The 22,395-nt window shown below is 74.6% G+C and carries 21 protein-coding genes and 1 riboswitch; of the genes, 10 read left to right on the top strand and 11 right to left on the bottom strand.

Translation table 11 applies throughout. The annotated features are described in order from the left end of the window. Positions 1 to 94: 94 nt before the first annotated feature. Genes ACGBYP_RS16040 through ACGBYP_RS16025 form a run of 4 tightly spaced genes read left to right on the top strand, consistent with a single transcriptional unit; the run spans position 95 to position 5,203 of the window. Complete coding sequence (locus ACGBYP_RS16040) at positions 95 to 1,510, top strand: polysaccharide biosynthesis tyrosine autokinase (protein WP_411585701.1); 1,416 nt, start codon at positions 95 to 97, stop codon at positions 1,508 to 1,510. Further along, the gene (locus tag ACGBYP_RS16035) at positions 1,507 to 3,423 is read left to right on the top strand and encodes a polysaccharide biosynthesis protein (protein WP_411585700.1); all 1,917 of its coding nucleotides are present in this window, start codon (positions 1,507 to 1,509) and stop codon (positions 3,421 to 3,423) included. The genes ACGBYP_RS16040 and ACGBYP_RS16035 overlap by 4 nt, the downstream gene beginning before the upstream one ends. After that, positions 3,420 to 4,577 carry a DegT/DnrJ/EryC1/StrS family aminotransferase gene (locus tag ACGBYP_RS16030; RefSeq protein WP_411585699.1) on the top strand — a complete coding sequence of 386 codons (1,158 nt, stop codon included), beginning with the start codon at positions 3,420 to 3,422 and terminating at the stop codon, positions 4,575 to 4,577. The genes ACGBYP_RS16035 and ACGBYP_RS16030 overlap by 4 nt, the downstream gene beginning before the upstream one ends. After that, a complete protein-coding gene (locus ACGBYP_RS16025; protein ID WP_411585697.1) occupies positions 4,574 to 5,203 on the top strand; it encodes a sugar transferase in 630 nt (209 codons plus the stop codon). The genes ACGBYP_RS16030 and ACGBYP_RS16025 overlap by 4 nt, the downstream gene beginning before the upstream one ends. A 48-nt stretch (positions 5,204 to 5,251) precedes the next feature. On the opposite strand, the gene ACGBYP_RS16020 is transcribed toward ACGBYP_RS16025, so the two are convergent. From ACGBYP_RS16020 to ACGBYP_RS16010, 3 genes are all read right to left on the bottom strand, one after another. Beyond that, positions 5,252 to 6,862, bottom strand: coding sequence for an FAD/NAD(P)-binding protein (locus tag ACGBYP_RS16020; RefSeq protein ID WP_411585695.1), 1,611 nt, complete (start codon positions 6,860 to 6,862; stop codon positions 5,252 to 5,254). Further along, a complete protein-coding gene (locus ACGBYP_RS16015) occupies positions 6,859 to 7,566 on the bottom strand; it encodes an acetyltransferase (RefSeq protein WP_411585693.1) in 708 nt (235 codons plus the stop codon). Before ACGBYP_RS16015 ends, ACGBYP_RS16020 begins: the two co-directional genes overlap by 4 nt. Before the next feature lie 184 nt (positions 7,567 to 7,750). Then, entirely contained in the window at positions 7,751 to 8,299 is a 549-nt protein-coding gene (locus ACGBYP_RS16010; protein WP_411585692.1) for a phosphatase PAP2 family protein, read from the bottom strand. Between the two features lie 181 nt (positions 8,300 to 8,480). On the opposite strand from ACGBYP_RS16010, the gene ACGBYP_RS16005 reads away from it, so the two are divergent. Continuing rightward, positions 8,481 to 9,314: an HAD family hydrolase gene (locus ACGBYP_RS16005; protein ID WP_411585690.1), complete on the top strand. Its 834-nt coding sequence runs from the start codon at positions 8,481 to 8,483 to the stop codon at positions 9,312 to 9,314. An 11-nt stretch (positions 9,315 to 9,325) separates the two neighbouring features. On the opposite strand, the gene ACGBYP_RS16000 is transcribed toward ACGBYP_RS16005, so the two are convergent. Next, complete coding sequence (locus tag ACGBYP_RS16000; RefSeq protein WP_411585688.1) at positions 9,326 to 10,315, bottom strand: aldo/keto reductase; 990 nt, start codon at positions 10,313 to 10,315, stop codon at positions 9,326 to 9,328. A gap of 61 nt (positions 10,316 to 10,376) precedes the next feature. Between ACGBYP_RS16000 and ACGBYP_RS15995 the strand changes: the two genes are divergently transcribed. The 3 genes from ACGBYP_RS15995 to ACGBYP_RS15985 are packed head-to-tail and all read left to right on the top strand — an operon-like array spanning position 10,377 to position 12,243. After that, complete coding sequence (locus tag ACGBYP_RS15995) at positions 10,377 to 10,940, top strand: histidine phosphatase family protein (protein ID WP_411585686.1); 564 nt, start codon at positions 10,377 to 10,379, stop codon at positions 10,938 to 10,940. Then, complete coding sequence (gene cobU, locus ACGBYP_RS15990) at positions 10,937 to 11,506, top strand: bifunctional adenosylcobinamide kinase/adenosylcobinamide-phosphate guanylyltransferase (RefSeq protein ID WP_411585684.1); 570 nt, start codon at positions 10,937 to 10,939, stop codon at positions 11,504 to 11,506. Before ACGBYP_RS15995 ends, cobU begins: the two co-directional genes overlap by 4 nt. Next, positions 11,503 to 12,243 (top strand): adenosylcobinamide-GDP ribazoletransferase, encoded by a 741-nt coding sequence (locus ACGBYP_RS15985; protein WP_411585683.1) that lies wholly within the window; start codon positions 11,503 to 11,505, stop codon positions 12,241 to 12,243. The genes cobU and ACGBYP_RS15985 overlap by 4 nt, the downstream gene beginning before the upstream one ends. Positions 12,244 to 12,274: 31 nt before the next feature. Here ACGBYP_RS15985 and ACGBYP_RS15980 read toward each other — a convergent pair whose 3' ends face one another. Beyond that, on the bottom strand, positions 12,275 to 12,649 hold the full coding sequence (locus ACGBYP_RS15980; protein ID WP_411585682.1) for a VOC family protein: 375 nt from the start codon (positions 12,647 to 12,649) through the stop codon (positions 12,275 to 12,277). A gap of 62 nt (positions 12,650 to 12,711) precedes the next feature. On the opposite strand from ACGBYP_RS15980, the gene ACGBYP_RS15975 reads away from it, so the two are divergent. Beyond that, positions 12,712 to 13,161, top strand: a complete 450-nt coding sequence (locus ACGBYP_RS15975; RefSeq protein ID WP_411585680.1) for a MarR family winged helix-turn-helix transcriptional regulator — start codon at positions 12,712 to 12,714, stop codon at positions 13,159 to 13,161. A 9-nt stretch (positions 13,162 to 13,170) separates the two neighbouring features. On the opposite strand, the gene ACGBYP_RS15970 is transcribed toward ACGBYP_RS15975, so the two are convergent. The 5 genes from ACGBYP_RS15970 to ACGBYP_RS15950 form a co-directional block, all read right to left on the bottom strand. Next, positions 13,171 to 13,455, bottom strand: coding sequence for a MoaD/ThiS family protein (locus tag ACGBYP_RS15970; protein WP_411585678.1), 285 nt, complete (start codon positions 13,453 to 13,455; stop codon positions 13,171 to 13,173). Continuing rightward, a complete protein-coding gene (locus ACGBYP_RS15965) occupies positions 13,452 to 14,531 on the bottom strand; it encodes a WD40/YVTN/BNR-like repeat-containing protein (RefSeq protein WP_411585676.1) in 1,080 nt (359 codons plus the stop codon). The genes ACGBYP_RS15970 and ACGBYP_RS15965 overlap by 4 nt, the downstream gene beginning before the upstream one ends. Before the next feature lie 131 nt (positions 14,532 to 14,662). Continuing rightward, on the bottom strand, positions 14,663 to 16,162 hold the full coding sequence (locus ACGBYP_RS15960) for an NAD(P)/FAD-dependent oxidoreductase (RefSeq protein ID WP_411585675.1): 1,500 nt from the start codon (positions 16,160 to 16,162) through the stop codon (positions 14,663 to 14,665). Between the two features lie 232 nt (positions 16,163 to 16,394). After that, positions 16,395 to 20,027, bottom strand: a complete 3,633-nt coding sequence (cobN, locus tag ACGBYP_RS15955) for a cobaltochelatase subunit CobN (RefSeq protein WP_411585673.1) — start codon at positions 20,025 to 20,027, stop codon at positions 16,395 to 16,397. A gap of 51 nt (positions 20,028 to 20,078) precedes the next feature. Next, positions 20,079 to 20,146: riboswitch (cobalamin riboswitch) on the bottom strand. A 43-nt stretch (positions 20,147 to 20,189) separates the two neighbouring features. Continuing rightward, positions 20,190 to 21,221: an ornithine cyclodeaminase gene (locus ACGBYP_RS15950; RefSeq protein ID WP_411585671.1), complete on the bottom strand. Its 1,032-nt coding sequence runs from the start codon at positions 21,219 to 21,221 to the stop codon at positions 20,190 to 20,192. A gap of 103 nt (positions 21,222 to 21,324) precedes the next feature. On the opposite strand from ACGBYP_RS15950, the gene ACGBYP_RS15945 reads away from it, so the two are divergent. Then, complete coding sequence (locus ACGBYP_RS15945) at positions 21,325 to 21,756, top strand: Lrp/AsnC family transcriptional regulator (RefSeq protein ID WP_411585669.1); 432 nt, start codon at positions 21,325 to 21,327, stop codon at positions 21,754 to 21,756. A 10-nt stretch (positions 21,757 to 21,766) separates the two neighbouring features. Here the strand turns inward: ACGBYP_RS15945 and ACGBYP_RS15940 are convergent, their stop codons facing one another. Beyond that, on the bottom strand, positions 21,767 to 22,318 hold the full coding sequence (locus ACGBYP_RS15940; RefSeq protein WP_411585668.1) for an FKBP-type peptidyl-prolyl cis-trans isomerase: 552 nt from the start codon (positions 22,316 to 22,318) through the stop codon (positions 21,767 to 21,769). Positions 22,319 to 22,395: the final 77 nt, after the last annotated feature.

Genomic DNA, 22,395 nt, shown 5'->3' with positions numbered 1-22,395 from the left:
CTCCACCCCTACCTTGCGTGACTCCGACGTCCTCCGGACGTCGGGGCCCGCCACAGAGCACGGGCGACCAGGACCCCAGGGGATTGGCTGACGAGTGCACCGGATCGACCTCCTCCAGACCCTCCGACGTGACGTCCGCATCGTCGTGGCCGGCCTCCTGCTGGGGCTGGCGGTGGCCGCAGCGCTGAGCGCGACGGCGGAGCGGACCTACGCGTCGTCGACGCAGCTGTTCGTCGGGACAGGCGGGTCGACCGCCTCCGCGGACGCGTACGAGGGCAACCTCTTCTCTCAGCAGCGGACCGCCTCCTACGCGGAGGTGCTCACCTCGCAGGAGCTGGCGCAACGGGTCGTCGCGGCCACCGGCCTGCCCCTGACCGCCCGTGAGGTGGCCGGCAAGGTCGCCGCCACGCCGCTGCCGGAGACGGTCGTGCTCGACGTCGTCGTCACCGACACCTCGGCCGAACGCGCGCAGCTGATCGCCACGGCCCTCGCCCAGCAGTTCATCCAGCGGGTCTCCGAGCTGGAGGCCCCCGCGAACGCCACCTCCCCGGTGGTCTCGATCACCGTCCTGCAGCCCGCCGACCTCGACCCGACGCCGGTCAGCCCGGACACGGCGGGCAACCTGTGGCGGGGTGCCGCCGTCGGCCTGGTGCTCGGGATCGCCGTGGTGCTGGTGCGCAGCCGGCTCGACCGGACCGTCCGCGAGGTCGACGACGTCGAGCAGGCCACCGGCGCTCCCGTCATCGGCCGCGTCTTCGCCGACCGCGAGCTGGCCAGGAAGCCGCTGACGGCCGGCGCCGGCGGGCAGTCCCCGAACGCCGAGGCGTTCCGGGCGCTGCGAGTCAACCTGAGGCACCTGGGCAGCGAGTCCGGCCCCCGGGTCGTCGTGGTCGCCGGCGCGCTGCCCGGCGAAGGGGCCACCACCGTCGCCTCCGAGCTGGCCGTCTCCCTCGCCCGGGCCGGTGGCCGGGTCGTCCTGGTCGACGCCGACCTCCGCCGTCCCCAGGTCCGGCGCCGGCTCCAGCTGCCCGACGGCCCGGGTCTGACCGAGCTCCTGACCGGGGCCGCACAGCTGTCCGACGTCGTCCAGCAGTGGGGCGACGGGCCCGGCCTCGCGGTCCTCGGTGCCGGCGCCCTGCCCGCGGACCCCGAGGCGTTGCTGGGCTCCCCCGCGATGGCGGCCCTGCTCCGGGACCTGCGCGAGAGCCGGGACGTCGTCGTGCTCGACGCCCCGCCCCTGCTCCCGGTGGTCGACGCCGCCGTGCTCAGCGCGCAGGCCGACGCCTGCCTGCTGGTGGCGCGCTACGGCAGGACCCGCCGGGGCCACCTGGCCGAGGCCGCGGCGGCGGTGGCCCGGGTCCGGGTGCCCGCCCTGGGTGTCGTGCTCACCCGCCTCCCGCACCGGGCCCGGGTCGCCACCACCGGCTCGATGAGCTACGCCGCCGACCGGCAGCGCCGACGGGCGGTCCCGGCCGGACCCGTCCCACCGGCCCCCCCGCACCAGCCATGAGCACCCCCCACCCCACCGACCCCCGTCCCCACGACCCGATGACCGGGGCGCACCCCGACGCCCGTCCGGAGAGGAAGGCCGACATGACCGACAAGGAACCGGCACTGCGGTGGCGTCTCATCCGGTTGGCGATGCTCGCCGGTGACGTGGGATCGCTGCTGGCCGGGCTGGTCCTGGCGGTCACCGCCCGGTACGAGGGGGCACTGGACCAGATCGACTCACGGGGCCTGGTCGTGGCGATGGCGCTGACGGTCCTCGTCTTCCCCGTCGCGTCGACGGCCCTCCGCCTGCACCAGGGCCGCTACGCCGTCGGCAGCGCCGAGGAGCTGAAGAGCCTGGCGACGGCGGTGGGGGTGACCCTGCTGGCCGTGCTGCTCGTCGTCGTCCTGGTCGGGACGCCGCGGCTGCTGCCGCTGAGCGTCCCGCCCGTCGCCGCCGTCCTGTCCTTCGTGATGATGGCGGCCTTCCGGGTGGCGATCCGCAGCCAGCGCGAGGGCGCCGTCCGGCCCCGGTCCGGTGAGCGGACGCTGGTCTTCGGCACCGGGATCGCCGGCGAGCAGCTCGTCCGCTCGATGCTCGGCGACCCCGACAGCCCCTACCTGCCCGTCGGCCTGCTCGACGACGACCCGGCCAAGCGGCACCTGCGCATCCGGGGGGTGCGGATGATGGGCGGCCGCGACCGCATGGCGGAGGCCGCCGCGGCGACCTGCGCCGAGACCCTCGTCATCGCGCTGCCCTCGGCCGGTGGCGCGCTGGTGCGCGACCTGTCCCAGCGGGCGAACGACGCCGGACTGGCCGTGAAGGTCCTGCCGCGGATGTCGGAGTACTTCAACCGCCGGGTCGGCATCCGCGACGTCCGCGACATTGACGTCGCGGACCTGCTGGGCCGCCGGCAGATCGACACCGACGTCGCTGAGATCGCCGACTACCTGCGCGGCAAGCGGGTCCTGGTCACCGGCGCCGGCGGGTCGATCGGCTCCGAGCTGTGCCGCCAGATCCAGCAGTTCGGTCCGGGCGAGCTGCTGATGCTCGACCGCGACGAGTCGGCCCTGCACGCGCTGCAGCTGACGATGTTCGGCGAGGCCAGGCTGCACGAGCCGCAGGCCGTCCTCGCCGACATCCGCGACGGCGAGGCGATCGCCCGGCTGTTCGCCGAGCGGCGCCCGGAGGTCGTCTTCCACGCCGCCGCGCTCAAGCACGTCAACATGCTGGAGCAGTACCCGGACGAGGGCTGGAAGACCAACGTGCTGGGCACGCGCAACGTGCTGGCCGCGGCGACCGCGGTCCAGGTCACCCACTTCATCAACGTCTCGACCGACAAGGCCGCGAACGCGGTCAACGTCCTGGGGCGCACCAAGCGGATGGCCGAGCAGCTGACCGCGACGTACGCGGCAGGCGGCAGTGGCCGGTACCTGTCGGTCCGGTTCGGCAACGTGCTCGGCAGCCGGGGGTCGGTGCTGGAGACCTTCGCCGCCCAGATCGCCCGCGGCGGCCCGCTCACCATCACCGACACGGAGGTGACCCGCTACTTCATGACCATCCCCGAGGCGGTCCAGCTGGTCGTCCAGGCCGGCGCCATCGGCCGCGGCGGGGAGGCGCTGGTGCTCGACATGGGCACGCCGGTGCGCATCGGCGACGTCGCAGCCCACCTGATCAGCCTCGAGGACCGGCCGATCGAGGTCCGGGTGACCGGCCTGCGGCCGGGCGAGAAGCTGCACGAGGAGCTGTTCGGGACCGGCGAGCAGGACAGCCGCCCGTTCCACCCGATGATCAGCCACGTGCCGGTGCCGGCCATGCAGCCGGAGGAGCTCGACAGCCTCGGGTCGCGCTACCCCGCTCGCACCGCGCGGACGGCCGAACCGCTCAACCACGTCGCCCCGCAGCCCGAGCGCACCAACGTGGTCCGGCTGTGACCGCCGCACCGGTCCGGTCCCGGGGGCGGATCCTCCTCTCATCCCCCGACGTGGGCGGCCGGGAGCAGGAGATGGTCGCCGCGGCCATCGCCTCCGGCTGGATCGCACCCCTGGGCCCGATGGTCGATGCGTTCGAGCAGCGCATCGCCGAGCGCTGCGGTCGTGAGCACGCCGTGGCCCTGTCGTCGGGGACGGCTGCGCTGCACCTGGCCCTGCTGGAGCTCGGTGCCCGTCCGGGCCGGGCCGTGGTCGTCCCGACGATGACCTTCGTCGCCACCGCGAACGCCGTCACCTACACCGGCGCGGAGCCGGTCTTCGTCGACTGTGACCCGGAGACCGGCGTGCTCTCCCCGGCGCTGCTGGACGCGGCCCTGTCCGCGCTCGGGGCGGAGGGGACGCCGGTGACCGCCGTCGTCCCGGTCGACCTGCTGGGACGCTGCGCCGACTACACCGCGATCGACGCCGTCTGCGCCCGCCACGGCGTGCCGGTCGTCTCCGACGCGGCGGAGGCGCTGGGGTCGAGCTGGCAGGGCCGGCCCGCCGGGTCCTTCGGCGCCGTGGCCGCCCTGTCGTTCAACGGCAACAAGATCATGACGACCAGCGGCGGCGGCATGCTCCTGACCGACGACGCCGCCACCGCGCAGCGGATCCGCTACCTCAGCACGCAGGCCCGCCAGCCTGCGGTGCACTACGAGCACACCGAGGCCGGTTACAACTACCGGCTGAGCAACCTGCTCGCCGCGCTCGGCCTCGCCCAGCTCGAGCGGCTCGACGAGATGATCGGCCGGCGCCGCGCCCTGCGCGAGCACTACGCCGCGCTGGTCGACGGCGTCCCGGGGGTGCGCGTGTTCCAGCGCGACGGCGACGCGGCCGACAACTGCTGGCTGACCGCGCTGCTGGTGGACCCCGCCGTGGCCGGCTGGTCCGTCGACGACCTGCGGCAGGCGCTCGACGACGCCGACATCGAGTCCCGGCCGCTGTGGAAGCCGATGCACCGCCAGCCGCTGTTCGCCGGCGCCCGGGGCCACCTCGACGGCTCCGCCGACCGGCTCTTCGCGACGGGGCTCACGCTCCCCAGCGGCTCGGCGCTGACCGCGGGCCAGGTCGACACGGTCCTGGAGACGCTGGGGGACTTCCTGGAGCGGCACCGGTGAGGCGGCGGCTCTACCCCCCGGTCAAGCGCGCCGTCGACGTGGTGGTCTCCGGTGTCGGGCTGGTCGTCACCGCACCCGTGATGGCCGCGGTGGCCGTCGCGGTGCGGCGGGACCTCGGCTCGCCGGTGCTCTTCCGCCAGCAGCGCCCGGGGCTCGGCGGGCGGCCGTTCGAGCTGGTCAAGTTCCGGACGATGCGCACGTTCGGGCCCGGCGACTCGGTCGAGACCGACGGCGCGCGCCTCACGCCGTTCGGGACGTGGCTGCGCAGCACCAGCCTCGACGAGCTGCCCACGCTGTGGAACGTGTTCCGCGGCGACATGAGCCTGGTCGGCCCCCGGCCGCTGCTCGTCGAGTACCTGGACCGGTACACCCCCGAGCAGGCCCGACGGCACGAGGTGCGACCCGGCGTGACCGGCCTGGCGCAGGTCCGCGGCCGCAACCTGCTGGGCTGGGACGAGCGCTTCACCGCCGACGTCGAGTACGTCGACCGGCTCGGCCCCCGGCTGGACCTGCAGGTGCTGGTCGCGACGCTGCGCACGGTGCTCCGCCGTGAGGGCATCTCGGCGACCGACGCCCCGACCATGCACCTGTTCACCGGCAGCCGGCGGGACGACGCCGCCGCCTGAGCCCGGCGCGCGAACGGGCCCCCGCCACGACGGCGGGGGCCCGTTGCGTCACCGCGGCGGCGTGGTGGTCGCCGCGGTCGTGAGCTCGCCCGCCAGGCTGCGCCCGAGCCGGGCACCGTACGCGCTGATCCGGCCGCAGTGCTCCATGTGCCAGACCGGCTGTCCGTGCACGATGTTGCCCGCGAGCAGCGGCCCCATCACGTACAACCCGGGTGCGGCCGCCAGGTCCCGGTCGACGGCGATGCCGCCGCCGTACCGGGTCGCGCGGACGACGCCACGGTCGATGAGGGAGGCGACCAGGGAGGGCGTCGCGTCGCGCAGGGCCCGGGCGGGGCCGCCGCAGTTGACGACGACGTCGGCGGGCCGGTCGAGCTCCGTGGGCACGCCACCGTGCGAGTACCGGACCCGCACCCCCGGCCCCTCCCCGGCGGCCAGGCCGGTGAAGCTGCCGGCGACGAGGGCCATCCGCCCCTCGCGGGAGAGCTCGTCGACCACCTCGGTGTACTCCCAGCCGGCGCGCCGCTGGTGGCGGCCCAGCTCGACACCCCAGTGGCCGGCGAACTCCAGGGTCTGCTCCTCGGACAACCGTGGCAGCAGGGCGGACACGCCCTGGGAGATCGGCGCGAGCGTGTCACCCACCGCGAACCCGGCGTCCCGGCCCCGCTGGAGGTCGGCGAGGGCGGCCGCGTACACCTCCCGCGCCGTGACCTGGGGCGCGGACCCGAGCTCGGACAGGCACGCGGCCACGAAGCCGGTCCTGGGCTCGGCCAGCAGCTCGGGCAGCGCACCGCCGGGCGTGAGCACCGAGAACACAGTGCCCTTCTCGGTGACGACGGGCAGGTCGTTGAGCTGGTAGAGCACGTCCATCGTCCCGGCGTTGCCGCCGATGACGACGACGTGCGGGGGCCCGGCGTCGGGTGCGCGGCGCTCCATGGCCACCCGGGTCCGGTCCAGCGCGTCCTGCATGTCGTCGAAGGGACGGTCGACCAGCACGGCGCCGCCCACCTCCCCGGCGTCGTACAGCCGCCGCACCACCGGCGAGGACCCGGTCGCCAGGACCACCGAGCCGGCGCGCAGGGCGGACTGCCGGCCGGTCACGCGGTGGACGGGTCCGTCGGGCTCGACGGAGAGGACCTCGTCCCGGACGACGTCGACGTCGGCGGCGCCGGCCTCCTCGGCGAGGTCGATGGCCGCCCGGACCCGTTCGGTGAGGTGGAGACCGAAGACGTACCGGGGCAGGAACAGGTCCTCGAACTCCCCCCGGGCGACGGCCTCGCGGTGGCGCGCCCACCACCGGGAGGACACCGGCCCACCGGCGGCGAGGAACTCGTCGAGCACCCAGGACCTGTTGGCCGACAGCCAGTCGGTGAACAGCCGCAGCTCCTCGGGCGGGAGGAACTCCCGCAGGGGGGTGATGAGCAGGCAGGTCCGTGCCGCGCGGCTGCCGTAGGCGACGCCGGGGAACGGGTCGGGCGCCTGCTCGACCACGGCGATCCGCAGGGGCCGCGGCGGCGGGTCGGCGGCGAGCGCGGTCAGCAGCGAGATGAGGACGTAGGACGTGGAGGCCCCCGCGCCGACGAGGACCAGGTCGTGCGTCCCGCCCCCGTCGCCCCCGGGCAGCGCCCCGGTCGGCCGGTACTGCTCGTCGATGGTCGTCATGGCACCCGTAGCCCTGCCTGCTGTCGGCCCCCGGAGCTGACGAAGACCGGGTCCGGCGGCACCTCCCCGCTCCGGTCCGGGAGGATCCGCGCCGGGTTGCCCACGGCGGTGACGTGGTCGGGGACGTCGGCGATGACGACCGTACCGGCGCCGATCTTGCACCAGCGCCCGATCCTGACCTTGGGGATGACGACGGCACCGACGCCGATGTGCGTGCCCTCGCCCACGGTGACGTGCCCGCTGAGCGCCGCCTGCGGACTGATGTGGACGTAGTCGCCGATGACGCAGTCGTGGTCGACGCTGGCCCCGGTGTTGACCAGGACGTGCCGGCCGATGCGGGCGTTGGGCTGGACCATCGCGCCGGCGAGGACGACGGTCCCCGCACCGATCCGGGCCGACCTCGCCACGATCGCCGTCGGGTGGACCGCCTGGCCGAAGTCGGCGTCGAGGACCTGGGCGAGTTCGGCGCGCTCGCCGTTGATGCCGACGGCCAGCACGAGCGGGACGTCGAGTGACGGGAACTCGTCGGGCCCCACCACGCGGATGCCCGGGAGGACGTCCCGGCTCGCGGGGTGCTGGTTCGCCGGGCTGTCGTTGTACATGCGCCGGACACCGATGCCGCGCTCCCGGAGCGCGTCCACCACCACCTGGGCATGCCCGCCGGCTCCGTACACGTCGTAGAACGGCCTCTCACCGGACGTCACACGGCCTCCTGTGTCGCTCCCCCACCGGTCTGGCCCGACGCGGTGGGGCGGGTCAGCGGGCAGAGCGTATTGGCCCAAGCCGTCTCGCGGACCCCCTTCGCGCGCCCGGGCTGGAAGACCTGTGCGCCGGGCGGCCCCCGGTGGTGCCGTGGACCGGGGTGCCCACCCGGCCGTGTCCCCGGGGTCAGCGAGCGGTCGCGGTGCGGCGGCCCGGTGTCCATCGGGACACCCGGTGGGCGACGACGCCGACCACCCCGCCGAGCACCCAGCCGGCGAGGACGTCGCTCACCCAGTGCGCGCCGAGGTAGACCATGCTCACCCCCACCGCGAGCGTGCCGGCGACCAGCAGGGCGGCCACGGCACGTCCGGTCCGGTCGGCCCGGCGCAGGCCCCACAGGACCAGCGGGACGGCGGCGCCGGCGGTGAGGGCACCGATCGACGAGGGGAACGCGGGGCCGTCCGCGGGCACGATCGCCAGAGCGGCGGGCGGGCGGGGCCGGCCGATGACCTCCTTGAGCCACTCGGCCAGCAGTGTCGCGACGACGGAGGAGACCATCGCCGCGGCCACCGCACGCCACGCCCGGCACGCCCACGCGAACGCCAGCGCCGTCACCGCGGCCAGGACGTAGGTGCCCGCCGGCTGACCGGCGTCCATGAGCCCGCGCGCGGCGGCGTCGGTCCAGCCGGTGCGGTGTCGTCCGATCGCCTCGAGCACCGCCAGGTCGAGCGACATGCCCCCATCATCGCCCAGCGCCGGCTCCCGAGGAGGGCTCCGGGACGTGGGCAGGCCGATCGGCGCGGTCCCGGGCAGCCGCCCGGCGGGACCGGACGCGCGGCCCGGTGGTCGACCCGTCCGGGTGTGGACGGCGGTGCGCGACACCTCCTCGTCACCCGGTCCGCCTACCGTGTGGGCCGTGACCCGCGCGGCGGCGTTCTTCGACCTGGACAAGACGGTCATCGCGAAGTCCAGCACCCTGGCCTTCGGACGACCGTTCTTCGAGGGCGGCCTGATCAACCGTCGGGCGGCGCTCAAGGGCGCCTACGCCCAGTTCGTGTTCTCGCTGGCCGGCGCCGACGCCGTCCAGATGGAGCGCATGCGCAGCCAGATCGCGGCCATGACCACCGGCTGGGACGTCGCCGTGGTGCACCAGATCGTGCGGGAGACGCTGCACGGGATCGTCGACCCGCTGGTCTACGCCGAGGCCGCCGACCTGATCGAGGCGCACCGGGCTGCGGGGCGGGAGATCGTCATCGTCTCCAGCAGCGGCGCCGAGGTGGTCGAGCCGATCGGCGAGATGCTCGGCGTCGACCGGGTCGTGGCCACCCGGATGGTGGTCCGTGACGGGGTCTACACCGGCGAGATGGACTTCTACGCCTACGGGGAGGACAAGGCCGCGGCGATGCGCGAGCTGGCCGCCGAGCAGGGCTGGGACCTCGCCGACTGCTGGGCCTACAGCGACTCGGTCACCGACCTGCCGATGCTCGGCGCCGTGGGGCACCCGACGGCGGTCAACCCCGACCGCGGCCTGCGCAAGGCCGCGGCCGAGCGGGGCTGGCCGGTGCTCGCCTTCTCCCGCCCGGTCCCGATGCGGGCCCGGTTCACCGGGTCCCGCCCGCCCGTGGTGGTCGGCGCCGCGCTGAGCGCGGCCCTGGTGGGGCTGGCTCTGTACGTGCGCCGCCGGGCGGGGCAGCCGGCGCCCGCCGTGACCGCCCCGGCCCCGGTCGCCCTGCTGCGCCGCCGGGCCTGACGGCCCGCCTCTCAGACGCCGAGCCGGCTCCGCAGCTTCCCGGCCTGCTCGCGGACCGTGTCGCCGGCGGTGCGCACCGCCGAGGCCGGCGTGAAGGCCCGGGCGGCCGCGGTGAGCGCCGTCCGCTCGCCGTCGGTGAGCGCCAGGTCGGCGGCCGCGACGTTGGACTCCAGCTGCTCGACGCTGGACGCGCCGGGGATGACCACCACCTGCGGCTGGCTGATCAGCCAGGCCAGCGCCACCTGAGCAGGCTTCGCGTCGTGGGCGTCGGCGACCTCGCGCAGCACGGCCAGCAGCGGCTCCGCGCGGTGCAGGTTCTCGGTGCCGAACAGCGGGTTGGTCGCCCGGACGCCGCCGGGCCGGTTCCCGGCGGAGTACCGGCCCCCGAGCAGCCCCTGGGCGAGCGGGCTGTAGGCGATGACCATGCGGCCCTCCCGCTCGGCGAAGGGCACCAGGTCCGCCAGCGGCCCGGCCGAGGCGAGGGAGAACCGCACCTGGTTGCTGACGACCGGGCGGCCCAGCGCGGCGTCGGCGGCCCGCCACCGGTCCAGGGAGTAGTTGGAGACGCCGACGGCGCCGATCCGCCCATCGTCCAGCAGGTCGCGCAGGCCCGGCATCACCACCGAGTCCGGGACCAGCGGGTTGGGCCAGTGCACCTGGTAGAGCGGGATGCGGTCGAGCTGCAGCCGGCGGGCGCTGCCCTCGGCCCGGTTGCGGACGACGGCCGGCAGCGGCGCCACCGGGAAAAACTTGCTGGCGACCACGACGGAGGACCGCTCGTCGCCCAGCGCCTCGCCGAGGATCCGCTCGCTCCTCCCCGTCCCGTAGACCTCGGCGGTGTCGAACAGCGTCACCCCCAGCTCCCGGGCCCGGCGCACGATGTCGCGGGCACCGCCGGAGGCGTACGTGTCGCCGTAGCCCCACTCGCGGGAGCCGAACTGCCAGGTGCCCAGGCCCACCCGGCTGACCTGACCGAGACCGTCGACGTCGAGGAAGCGCATCGTCCCAGTGTCGGGCCTCCCGGCCGGGACCGCTGGCCCGACCACCTACGCTGCTCGGACGATGCCCGCACCGCTGACCCTCCTGCTCGTCCGGCACGGCCAGAGCGAGTGGAACGCCGCCGGGCGGATGCAGGGGCAGACCCCCGGCATCCCGCTCACCGGGCTGGGCCACCAGCAGGCGGCAGCCGCCGCGGCCGAGCTCGCCGCCCTCACCCGGGACGGCGCCGGCCCCGGGGCGCTGCTGTCCAGCGACCTGCTGCGGGCCGTCCAGACCGCCGAGCACTGCGCGGCCGCGACCGGCCTGCCCGTCACCACCACCCCCGCGCTGCGCGAGCAGGGCTACGGGGTGCTGGAGGGCCGCCCGTCCCGCGAGCTGTGGGACGTCGTCGACTGGACCGACGTCCACTGGTCCGCCGAAGGCGGGGAGAGCCTGGCCCAGCTGCACGCCCGGGTCTCGGCCTTCCTGACCGGCCTGCGGACCACCCCGCCGGCCGACGTGGTCGCGCTGGTCACCCACGGGGACACGATCCGCGCGCTCCAGGCGGTCGTCGCCGGGCTCGGGCCCGACGCCATGCCGGCGGTCACCCCGCACAACGGCACCGTGACCCGGCTGGTGCTGGCGTGAGCCGGGTGCTGGTGCTCGGCGGCTCGCGGTCGGGGAAGTCCGCGCACGCCGAGCAGCTGCTCGAGGGCTGGGACGAGGTCACCTACCTGGCCACCTCGCGGGTCGACGACGCCGACGCCGAGTGGGCCGCCCGGGTCGCCGCCCACCGCTCCCGCCGCCCGGCGCACTGGCGCACGGTCGAGACCACCGCACCCTCGGAGCTCGTGCGCGGTGGCGCGGTGCTGGTCGACAGCATCACCACCTGGGTCGCCGCGCTCATGGACGAGACCGGCATCTGGGACGTCGCCGAGGACGCCGGTGCGCACGCCGCCGACCGCTCCTCCCCCGCCGAGGCCGCCGCGGCACGGGAGCGGCTGGGCGAGCGCTGCGACGCCCTGGTCAGCAACTGGGTGATGACCCCGGCGCACGTGGTGGCCGTCAGCGACGAGGTGGGGCTGGGCGTGGTGCCCGAGACCCGCGCCGGCCGGCTGTTCCGCGACACCCTGGGCACGGTCAACCAGCGGCTGGCCGCGACCGCGGACGAGGTGTGGTTCGTGGTGGCCGGCCTCCCCCAGCGCCTGCGATGACGCGCCGCCCCTGGACCGGGCCGGCGGAGTCGTTCGCGATGCTGTCGATCGCGCGGGTGCCCGCGGCCGAGACCGCCCGCGGCGTGCTCCCCTGGGCGCCGCTGGTCGGCCTCGTGCTGGGCGCGCTCGCGACCGCGGCCGGCTGGCTCGCCGCCCGGTACGGCGAGCCGCTGATCGGCGCGGTGCTGGCCGTCGCCGTCCTGGCCGCGCTGACCCGGGGCCTGCACCTGGACGGGCTGGCCGACACCGCCGACGGGCTCGGCCCCCTGCGCGGACGTGAGAAGGCGCTGGCGGTGATGCGGGCCGGCGACGTCGGCCCGTTCGGCGTCACCACGCTGGTGCTCACGCTGCTGCTGCAGGTCGCCTGCCTGGCCCCGCTGCTGGCCGCCGACGGCGGGTGGGCGGCACTGCCCGTGGCCACCGTCGCCGCCCGGGTCGCGATGGCGCGCACCGGACTGGCCGGCACCGCGATCGCCGCGGGCTCGTCGCTGGGCCAGGCCGTGGCCGGCACCGTCTCCCGCCCCTGGCTCGCCGGCGCTGCCCTGGTCACCCTGGCCGTCGCCGCGGCCGCCGACGTCCGGCTCGCGGTCGCCGTCGTGCTCGGCTGGGGCGCCGCCGAGCTGCTGCGGCGGCGGGCCAGCGCCCGGCTGGGCGGGGTGAACGGCGACGTGATGGGCGCGCTCGGCGAGGTCACCGCCACGGTCACCCTGCTGGCCGCCGCGCTGCTGCTGCCCTGAGCCGGCCCCGGCCCCGGCCACCGGGCAGGGGTCAGGTGCGGTCGTGGACGGTGATCGCGTAGCCATCGGGGTCGGCGAAGGTGAACGTCCGCCCGAACGGCCCGTCGACGGGCTCGGCCAGGACCGGCACCCCGGCGCCGGCCAGGGAGTCGTGCAGCTCCTGCGCGTCGTCGGTGTGCAGCCACACCGCGACACCCAGCCCCGGGCGCGGGACCGCCGCGTCCAGGTCGACGCCGGGCAGTGGCTCGCGCACGGCGAAGGCGGTCGGGGTCGTGGCGAACACGACCGCGCGCGGTGGGCTGACCGGCGCGCGGCGCAGGCCCAGCCGCTGCTCGTAGAAGGCGGCCGACGCCGCCAGGTCGCGCACCTGCAGGGCGATGAAGTCGGGTCCGGTCACAGCGGCCATGAGGTCCTCCTGGAGTTGGATGTCAGGTTCCTGACACCGAGACCGTATGTCAGAATCCTGACATGGCGCAAGAGGTCCACCTCGACTCGTCGGTCGGCTACGCCCTGAAGCAGGCAGCCGCGGCACTGCGGACGGCGATGGAGGCCGAGCTGGAGCCGCTGTCGCTGACCGTCACCCAGTACGCCTGCCTGGAGCTGCTGGGCCAGCGCCCCGGTCTCTCCTCCGCCGAGCTGGCCCGCGGGGTGTTCGTGACCCGCCAGTCGATGCAGGCGGTGCTGCAGGGCCTGCAGGAGCGCGGCCTGCTGAGCCGCTCCGCCACCGCACCGCAGGGGCGGGCGCTGCCCACCCGGCTGACCGCGGCGGGCACCGACCTGCTCGGCCGGGCGAGCCGGGCGGTCGCCGGGGTCGAGCGCCGGATGCTGGGCGACCGGTCCCCCGCCGAGGTCGTGCGGCTGCGCGACGACCTCGCCGCCTGCGCCGCCGCCCTGGAGGGGCCCGCGGCGCAGGGGTGACCGACCGCGTCAGCCGCCGGCGACGGACTGCACGACCATCACCTCGACCCCGGCCGGCACCTCGGTGGCCAGTCCCGACAGCCGACGCACCTCGTCCCCACCGACGTAGACGTTCACGAACCGGCGCAGCGCACCGGTCTCGTCCCGCACCCGCCGGTCGAACACCGGGTGGTCGGCGGCCAGGGCGTCCAGCAGCGCGCCGACGGTGACCGGCGCGGCGAGGTCCAGGACCACCGACGTGTGGCCGCCGGTGCAGTCGGTCAGCATCCGCGGCAGCCGCACCGGCACCCTCACGGCAGCACCGCGGCCCGCACGCAGAGCACGTCGGGCAGGTGACCGGCGACCTGCACGAACGAGTCGCCCTCGTCCGCGCTGGCGTACACGTCGCCGCCGCGGGTGCCCAGGTAGACCCCGGCCGGGTCACCGGAGTCGACGCACGCCGCATCGCGCAGCACCGCGTTGTACTCGACGTCGGGCAGCCCGGTGCGCAGCTCCCGCCAGGTCTGCCCGGCGTCCTCGCTGCGGTGCACCGCCAGCCGGCCGCCCGGGGGCACCCGCTCGCCGTCGGCGACCAGCGGCACCACCCAGATCGTGCCGCCGCGGGAGGGGTGGGCCAGCATCACGAACCCGAAGTCCGACGGCAGCCCGTCGGCGATGGAGGTCCAGGAGTCCCCGTCGTCGTCGGAGCGGTACACGCCGTGGTGGTTCTGCGCGTACAGCCGACAGGGGTCGGCGGCGTCCCGGGCGATCTTGTGCACGCACTGGCCGAACTCCGGCGCCGGGCCGGGCATGAAGTACGCGCCGATCCCGGAGTTGCGGGGCCGCCACGAGCGGCCGCCGTCCGTCGTCCGGTAGACGCCGCCGGTGCTCATGGCCACGTGCACCGTCGCGGCCGGCCCTGGGACGACGGAGTGCGCCGCCGCGCCGCCGTAGCCCGCGCCCCACTCGGTGCGGTGCGGGTGGTCCCACAGCCCGCGGTCGAGGGCGAAGGAGCTGCCGCCGTCCTCGGACCGCCAGACCGAGATGGGCTCGCAGCCGGCCCACACGACGCCGGGGCGGTCGGCGGAGTCCGGCTGCAGCTGCCAGATGCGCTCGACCGCGGCCCCGGTGTCGGCCGGGAACCGGATGGCCCCGCCGTTCGGCTCGTCCCAGGTCACCCCGAGGTCGTCGGAGTGCACGACGGTGGGCCCGAAGTGCTCCGAGCGCACCCCGACCATCAGGCGGGTGCGCCCGGAGCGGACGTCGATGCCCACGCTGGGCACCTCGGTCATCAGGAAGTGCGGTGCGGAGAGCGACCAGCTGCGCCGGTCCTCACTGGTCGCGAGCCAGAGCCCCTTGCGGGTGCCGATCGCCAGCAGCGTCGTCGTCATGCAGGAGGAGACCGCCGGGCGGGGCCGAACTCATCGGTGTCCGGCGTCCTGACTCGGCCCACGTGCTCCTGGCTCACCTCCCACCGTGAGCCAGGAGCACCGGCGATCAGGTCACCTGATCCTGGAGTGGGTCAGCGGTCGGCGTCGCGGTCCGCCGGACCCTGCTCGTGGTAGTCCTCCTCGACGTTGACGTCCCAGACGTCGTGGTGCGCACCGTCGGCGATGTTCTGCACGGTGAGCAGCGCCGTGAGCATCGAGTGGTCCTGGTTGTTGTAGCGGAACATGCCGTTGCGCCCGACCGGGTGCAGGTTCGGCGTGTTCGCCTCGATCCAGCGGCGGATGACCTCGACGTTGGCCTTGTAGTCGGCGTCGTAGAACGGGTAGGCCTTCGGCATCCGGACGACGAAGCCGCGCTCGACGTCCGTGGCCTTGGCCAGCCCGAGCTGCTCGAGCTCGCGGCCGCCCTGCGCGATCAGGTCCTCGTCGGAACGGCTCCACGTGTCGTCACCGACGTTGACGAAGTACTCCATGCCCAGGCAGGTGCGGCCGTCCTTGACCAGGTACGGCGACCACGAGCCGAAGTTCTGGATCCGCCCGACCTCGACGTCCGGGGAGTGGATGTAGATCCAGTTGTCCGGGAAGCCGGCCTCGACCGGGAGCACCACGGCGACGGTGAGGAAGTCGCGGTACTTCAGCGCGTCGGCGGCGGCCAGCACCTCAGCCGGCGGCGCCGGGTCGAGCGCCTTCACCAGGGAGGAGAACGGCATCGAGGAGATGACGTGGTCGGCTGGGTAGTCCTTGTGTGCCCCGACGTCGGTGCGGGTGGCCTCAGGAGCACCCGCACCCGGTCCGTACCCGCCGGTGACGACGGAGGTCAGGCCGGTGACACCGCGTCCGGGCTCCCAGTGGACGGTCTGGATCTTCTCCTCCAGGACCACGGTGCCACCGCCGGCGGTGACCTTGTCCGCGGCGGCCTCCCACATCATCCCGGGGCCGTACTTGGGGTACTGGAACTCCTCGATCAGCGAGGTGATGTCGGTCTGCTTGCGCTTGGGCGTCAGTGCGTTGATCACCGCACTGGTGAGCGACAGGTTCTTGATCCGCTGGGCGGCCCAGTCGGCCGGCAGCTTGTCGACCGAGACGCCCCAGAGCTTCTCGTTGTAGGTCTTGAAGAAGTGCTCGTACAGCCGCTGCCCGAACCGCGCGACGATCCAACCCTCGAGGGTGTCCTGGTTGGTCGGGGGGCTGACCTTCGCCTTCAAGTAGGACCCCACCGAGCGCAGCGCCTCGACCGGGCCCAGGTTGCGCAGGGCGTTGGAGGCCTTGAGCGGGTAGTCGTAGAGCTTGCCGTCGTAGAAGATGCGGCTCATCCGCGGCCGGAGCAGGAAGTCCTCGTCGGGGAGGATCTCGTGCCACAGCGCCTCGACCTCGGGCACCTTGGTGAAGAAGCGGTGCCCGCCGATGTCGAAGCGCCACCCCTCCCGCTCGGCGGTGCGGCTGATGCCGCCGACCATCGCGTCGCCCTCGACCACCGTCACCGGCACGTGGCGCTTGGTGAGCTCGTAGGCGGCGGTGAGGCCTGCCGGGCCCGCCCCGATCACCACCACGTTCATCGGATCGGCCTGCTCCATGCGTGCGTTCCCCCTCGGTAGTGCGGACCGGGTCGCCTCCCCGGTCCTGCCCGGTTGTCCCGGGCGACTGTCTCCAACGTAGCGATGCCGACGCCGCCACCCTGCGCGGGCGCGTCGGCGCGGAGTCGGACGTGGATCAGGTCACCTGATCACCGTCTGTCCTCCCTCAGCAGCGTTGGTGAGGGAGGACAGAGTTCGATCAGGTCACCTGATCAGAGTCTGAGCCCCGCGGTCAGCCGCGGGCGGCGGCGGTCTGGGCGGGGGTGTCCCCGCCCTCCAGGTCGCCCTCGGTGTCCAGGTAGGCCTGCTGGAGCTCGGCCAGCAGCGCCGGGTCCGGCTCGGCCCACATCTTGCGGTCGACGGCCTCCAGCAACCGCTCGGCGATGCCGTGCAGCGCCCACGGGTTGGACCTCTCCATGAACTCCCGGTTCTCGGGGTCCAGGACGTAGGTCTGGGCGAGCTTCTCGTACATCCAGTCGGCGACCACGCCGGTGGTGGCGTCGTAGCCGAACAGGTAGTCCACGGTCGCGGCCAGCTCGAAGGCGCCCTTGTAGCCGTGCCGGCGCATCGCGGCCAGCCACTTGGGGTTGACCACCCGGGCGCGGAACACCCGCGAGGTCTCCTCGGTCAGCGACCGCGTCCTCACCTGCTCGGGCCGGGTCGAGTCGCCGATGTAGGCCTCCGGCGAGGAGCCGGTCAGCGCGCGGACCGTGGCGACCATGCCGCCGTGGTACTGGAAGTAGTCGTCGGAGTCGGCGATGTCGTGCTCGCGGGTGTCGATGTTCTTCGCCGCCACCGCGATCCGCTTGTAGGCCGCCTCCATGTCCGGCCGCGCCTGCACGCCGTCGAGGTCGCGGCCGTAGGCGTAGCCGCCCCAGACCGCGTAGACCTCGGCGAGGTCGGCGTCCCCGCGCCAGTTGCGGGAGTCGATCAGCGACAGCAGCCCGGCTCCGTAGGCGCCCGGCTTGGAGCCGAACACCCGGGTGGTGGCCCGCCGGCGGTCGCCGTGGACGGCGGTGTCGGCGTCGGCGTGCGCCTTGACGAAGTTGTCGGCGTCCGGCTCCTCCAGCGAGGCGACCAGCCGGACGGCGTCGTCGAGCATGGTCACCACGTGCGGGAAGGCGTCGCGGAAGAAGCCGGAGATGCGCACCGTGACGTCGATCCGCGGCCGCCCCAGCTCGTCGAGGTCGACCGGCTCCAGGCCGGTGACCCGCCGCGAGGCGTCGTCCCAGACCGGGCGGACGCCGAGCAGCGCGAGGACCTCGGCGACGTCGTCCCCGGCGGTGCGCATGGCCGAGGTGCCCCACACCGACAGCCCGACCGAGGGCGGGTACTCCCCGCCGTGGTCGGCGCGGTAGCGGTCGACCAGCGACTCGGCCATCGCCGACCCGGTCTCCCAGGCCAGCCGCGACGGGACGGCGCGGGGGTCGACGGAGTAGAAGTTGCGGCCGGTCGGCAGCACGTTGACCAGCCCGCGCAGCGGCGAGCCCGACGGCCCGGCCGGCACGTAGCCGCCGTCGAGGGCGTGCAGGGTGTTGGTCAGCTCGTCGGTGGTGCGCTCCAGCCGGGGCACGACCTCCTCGACGGCGAAGCGCAGCACCTCGGTGACCTCGTCGTCGGTGCGGCTGAGCACCCCGCTGACGACGTCGGTGATCGCCGTGGCGTCCCAGCCACGCGCCTCCATGCCGGCCACCAGCGCCTCGGCCTGCGCCTCGACCCGGTCGGTCTCGTGCAGCCCCGCCGTCCCGTCCTCGACCAGGCCCAGGGCCTGCCGCAGCCCCGGCAGCGCGACCGAGCCGCCCCAGATCTGCCGGGCGCGCAGGATCGCCAGCACCAGGTCGATGCGGTCCTGCCCGCTGGGCGGGGCGCCCAGGACGTGCAGGCCGTCGCGGATCTGGGAGTCCTTGATCTCGCACAGCCAGCCGTCGACGTGCAGGATCATCTCGTCGAAGTGGTCGTCCTCGGGTCGCTCGGCCAGGCCCAGGTCGTGGTCGAGCTTGGCCGCCTGCAGCAGCGTCCAGATCTGCTGGCGCACGGCGGGCAGCTTCGCCGGGTCCATCGCGGCGATGTTGGCGTGCTCGTCGAGCAGCTGCTCGAGCCGGGCGATGTCGCCGTAGGAGTCGGCGCGGGCCATCGGCGGCACCATGTGGTCGACCAGGGTGGCGTGCGCCCGGCGCTTGGCCTGGGTGCCCTCGCCGGGGTCGTTGACCAGGAACGGGTAGACCAGCGGCAGGTCGCCGATGGCGGCGTCGGTGCCGCAGGCCGCGCTCATCCCGACGGTCTTGCCCGGCAGCCACTCCAGGTTGCCGTGCTTGCCCACGTGCACCATCGCGTGCGCGCCGAACGAGTGCCGCAGCCACCAGTAGGCGGCGAGGTAGTGGTGCGAGGGCGGCAGGTCCGGGTCGTGGTAGATCGCGATCGGGTTCTCCCCGAAGCCACGCGGCGGCTGCACCATCACCACGACGTTCCCCGCCCGCAGCCCGGCGAGGACGATGTGCCCGTCGTCGACGAACAGCGACCCGGGCGCGGGGCCCCAGTGCTCCTCCATCGCCTCGCGCAGCTCGGCCGGCAGGGTGTCGAAGTGCCGCTGGTAGTCCGCGGCCGAGATCCGCACCGGGTTGCCCGACAGCTGCTCCTCGGTCAGCCAGTTCTCGTCCTGCCCGCCGGCGGCGATCAGCGCGTGCACCAGCGCGTCGCCGTCCAGGTCGGCGACGCCGGGGAGGGCGTCGGGCCCGTCGAAGGGGCCGATGTCGTACCCCTGCCCGGCCATCGCGGCCAGCAGCCGGACGACCGACGCCGGGGTGTCCAGGCCGACGGCGTTGCCGATCCGGGCGTGCTTCGTCGGGTAGGCCGACAGCATCACCACGATGCGGCGCTCGGCGGGCGGGGTGTGCCGCAGCCGGGCGTGCGCGACCGCGGTGCCGGCGACCCGCGCCGCGCGCTCGGGGTCGGCGACGTAGGAGGTCAGCCCGTCCTCGTCGACCTCCTTGAAGGAGAACGGCACGCTGATCAGCCGGCCGTCGAACTCGGGGATGGCGACCTGGTTGCCCACGTCCAGCGGCGACAGCCCGTCGTCGTTGGCCGCCCACACGGCGCGCGAGCTGGTCAGGCACAGCCCCTGCACGACGGGGACGTCGAGCCTCGCGAGCTCCCCGACGTCCCAGGCACCGTCGTCCCCTCCGGCCTGCGCGGTCGCGGGCTTCGAGCCGCCGGCGGCCAGCACGGTGACCACGAGGGCGTCGGCGGTGCGCAGCACCTCGACCAGGCCGGGCTCGACGGTGCGCAGCGAGGCGGTGAACACCGGCAGCGCGCGGCCGCCGGCGTCCTCGATGGCGCGGCACAGGTCCTCGACGAAGCCGGTGTTGCCCGACAGCTGGTGCGCCCGGTAGTACAGGACGGCGACGACCGGGCCCGCGGTCGTGCGCGCCTCCCGCTCGAGCAGGCCCCACTCCGGCGCGACCGACGGCGGCTCGAAGCCCTCGCCGTCGAGCAGCACGGTGTCGCCGAGGAAGGCGTGCAGCTGGGCGAGGTTGCCCGGCCCGCCCTGCGCCAGGTAGCCGTGCGCCTCGGTGGCCACGCCCATGGGCACGGTCGAGAGCTCCATCAGCTCGGCGTCGGGCACGTTCTCCCCGCCCAGGACGACGACCGGCACACCCGAGGCCAGCAGCGGGGCCAGCATCTCCTCGTACTGCCGCCGGACGCCGAGGATCCGCACCACGACCAGCTCGCTGCCGGCGGCGAGCCCGACCATCCCGTCGGCACCGAGCCGGGCGGGGTTGCCCAGCCGCCAGTCGGCGGTGCTGGACCGGGCCGACAGCAGGTCGGTGTCGGAGGTGGACAGCAGGGTGAAGGTGCGTGAGCTCACGGCGGTGCCTCCCTCGGGGTCCGCGCCCCGGGTCGTCGGACACGGCAGCCGAGGTGTCTGGCTCCCTCCGTGAGGAGGTCACAGTGGCGGGACCGCGCCGGTGTCGCACCGGCTTCCCTGCTGCACTGCCGTGGTTGCTCCGCACGCTACCCGGCGGCCGGCTCAGACCCCGAGCGGCGACAGGGCGCCGACCATCCCGAACAGGTCCTTGGGGTCGTCCGGCTCGGCCACCAGGTCGACGTGCGACACCCAGGGCGTGCCCCGGACGGCGTCCCGCACGTAGCGGAGGGCGGAGAAGTCCTCGACGGCGAAGCCGACCGAGTCGAAGACCGTCACCTGCCCGGCCGAGGTGCGCCCGGGCGCCCGCCCGGTGAGCACCTCCCACAGCTCGGTCACCGGGGAGTCCGGTGGCAGCGCCTGGATCTCCCCCTCGACCCGGGTCTGCGGCGTGAACTCCACGAACACGTCCGCACCGGTCAGGATCGCCGGGTCGAGCTCGGTCTTGCCGGGGCAGTCGCCGCCGATCGCGTTGACGTGCACGCCCGGCTCCAGCCACCCGGCCTCGAGCACCCGAGCGCGCGTCTTGTCCGCGGTGCAGGTGGTGACGACGTCGGCGCCGCGGACGGCGTCCTGCCCGGAGGTGGCGACCCGGACGTCGAAGCCGAGCGGGCCGAGGTTGCGCGCCAGCTTGGCCATCGCCGCCGGGTCGGTGTCCCAGACGCTGACCTGGTCGATGCCCAGGGCGCTGCGCATCGCCAGCGCCTGGAACTCCGACTGGCTGCCGGCTCCGATCAGCGCGAGCCGCCGGGAGTCCGCGCGGGCCAGGGCGCGGGCGGCGACCGCCGAGGTGGCGGCGGTGCGCAGCGCGGTCAGGAGGGTCATCTCGGCGAGGAAGACCGGGTAGCCGTTGTGCACCTCGGCCAGCGCACCGAAGGCGGTCACGGTCTGGAAACCGCGGGCGGGGTTGTCCGGGTGGCCGTTGACGAACTTGAAGGCGTAGAGCTCGCCGTCGCTGGTGGGCATCAGCTCGATGACGCCGAAGGGCGTGTGGCTGGCCACCCGCGGGGTCTTGTCGAAGGACTCCCAGCGGCGGAGGTCCTCGGTCAGGTACCCGGCGATGCCGGCCACCACCTGCTCCGGCCCGGTGGCGGCGACCCACCGGACCATGCTGCGCACGTCCACGAACTCCGTCATGGCGCAACGCTAGGGAGCGGGACGGGTGCCCGTCGATGGGCGGACCGCGCGTTTCGCACCGGCGGACCGGCCACCTTGCGCAGCCCGTCTCTACCTTCTGCTCATGACCGTCCTCACCGAGCTGGACCACCGCCTCCTCGCGGTCCTCCGGGAGGACGGCCGCGCCCCGGTGGCCGACCTGGCACGCCGGCTGGGGGTCACCCGGGCCACGGTCACCGCCCGGCTGGACCGGCTGGTCGCCGCCGGGGTGATCGTCGGGTTCACCGTCCGGGTGCGGGAGGACGCCACGACCGGCGGGGTGCGCGCGGTGTCGCTGATCGAGGTGGCGGGCCGCTCGACCGACGCGGTCATCGCCGCCCTGGGCGGCTTCCCGGAGATCGAGTCGCTGCACACCACCAACGGCGCCTGGGACCTGGTCGCCGAGGTGCGGGCAGCCGACCTGGCCGCCTTCGACGCCCTCCTCGCCCGCATCCGGTCGGTCCCGGGGGTGCTCAACAGCGAGACGAGCCTGCTGCTGACCTCCGTGCTCCGCTAGCTAGCGGGCGTCAGCCGACGGAGACCAGGTCGATGATGAAGACCAGGGTCGCCCCGCCGGGGATCGGGCCCTGTCCCTGCGGGCCGTAGCCGAGGTCGCTGGGGATGGTGACCATCCGTCGCCCGCCGACCTTCATGCCCTCGATGCCCTGGTCGAAGCCGGGGATGACCCGCCCGGCGCCGACGGTGACCGGCAGCGTGTAGTCGTCGCCGCGCTTCCACGAGGCGTCGAACTCCTCGCCGGACTCGTAGAAGGCGCCGACGTACTTCACCGCGGTGTCGGTGCCCGCGACGGCCTCGGCCCCGGTGCCGACCACGACGTCGCTGAGCACCAGCTCGGTGGGCGCCGCGGCGCTGTAGCAGGGGGCCGCGGGCTCCTCCGCGAGGTCGGTGGACACCTCGGCCGGCGCCTCGGTGGTGGGCGTCTCCGCCAGGCAGTCCGAGGCCGCGGCGGTGGTGCTCCCGGCGGCCTGCGGGGACGCCGCGTCCGTCCCGCCGCAGGCGGCCAGGGACAGCGCCACGGCGGCGGCGGCGAGCAGGCGGGGGGCGGTGCGGCGGGTCATCGGGCTCCTCTGGCCGAGCGGCGGCTCGGGTCGGGCGGACGCTGCGTGCCCGTGCGGGACGGCGTACCCCCAGGACA

It is taken from the genome of Modestobacter sp. SSW1-42, assembly GCF_046635825.1.
GTDB lineage: Bacteria > Actinomycetota > Actinomycetes > Mycobacteriales > Geodermatophilaceae > Modestobacter.
Note: the sequence above shows the minus strand (reverse complement) of the source record. Positions and strands in the feature narration are given on the sequence as shown.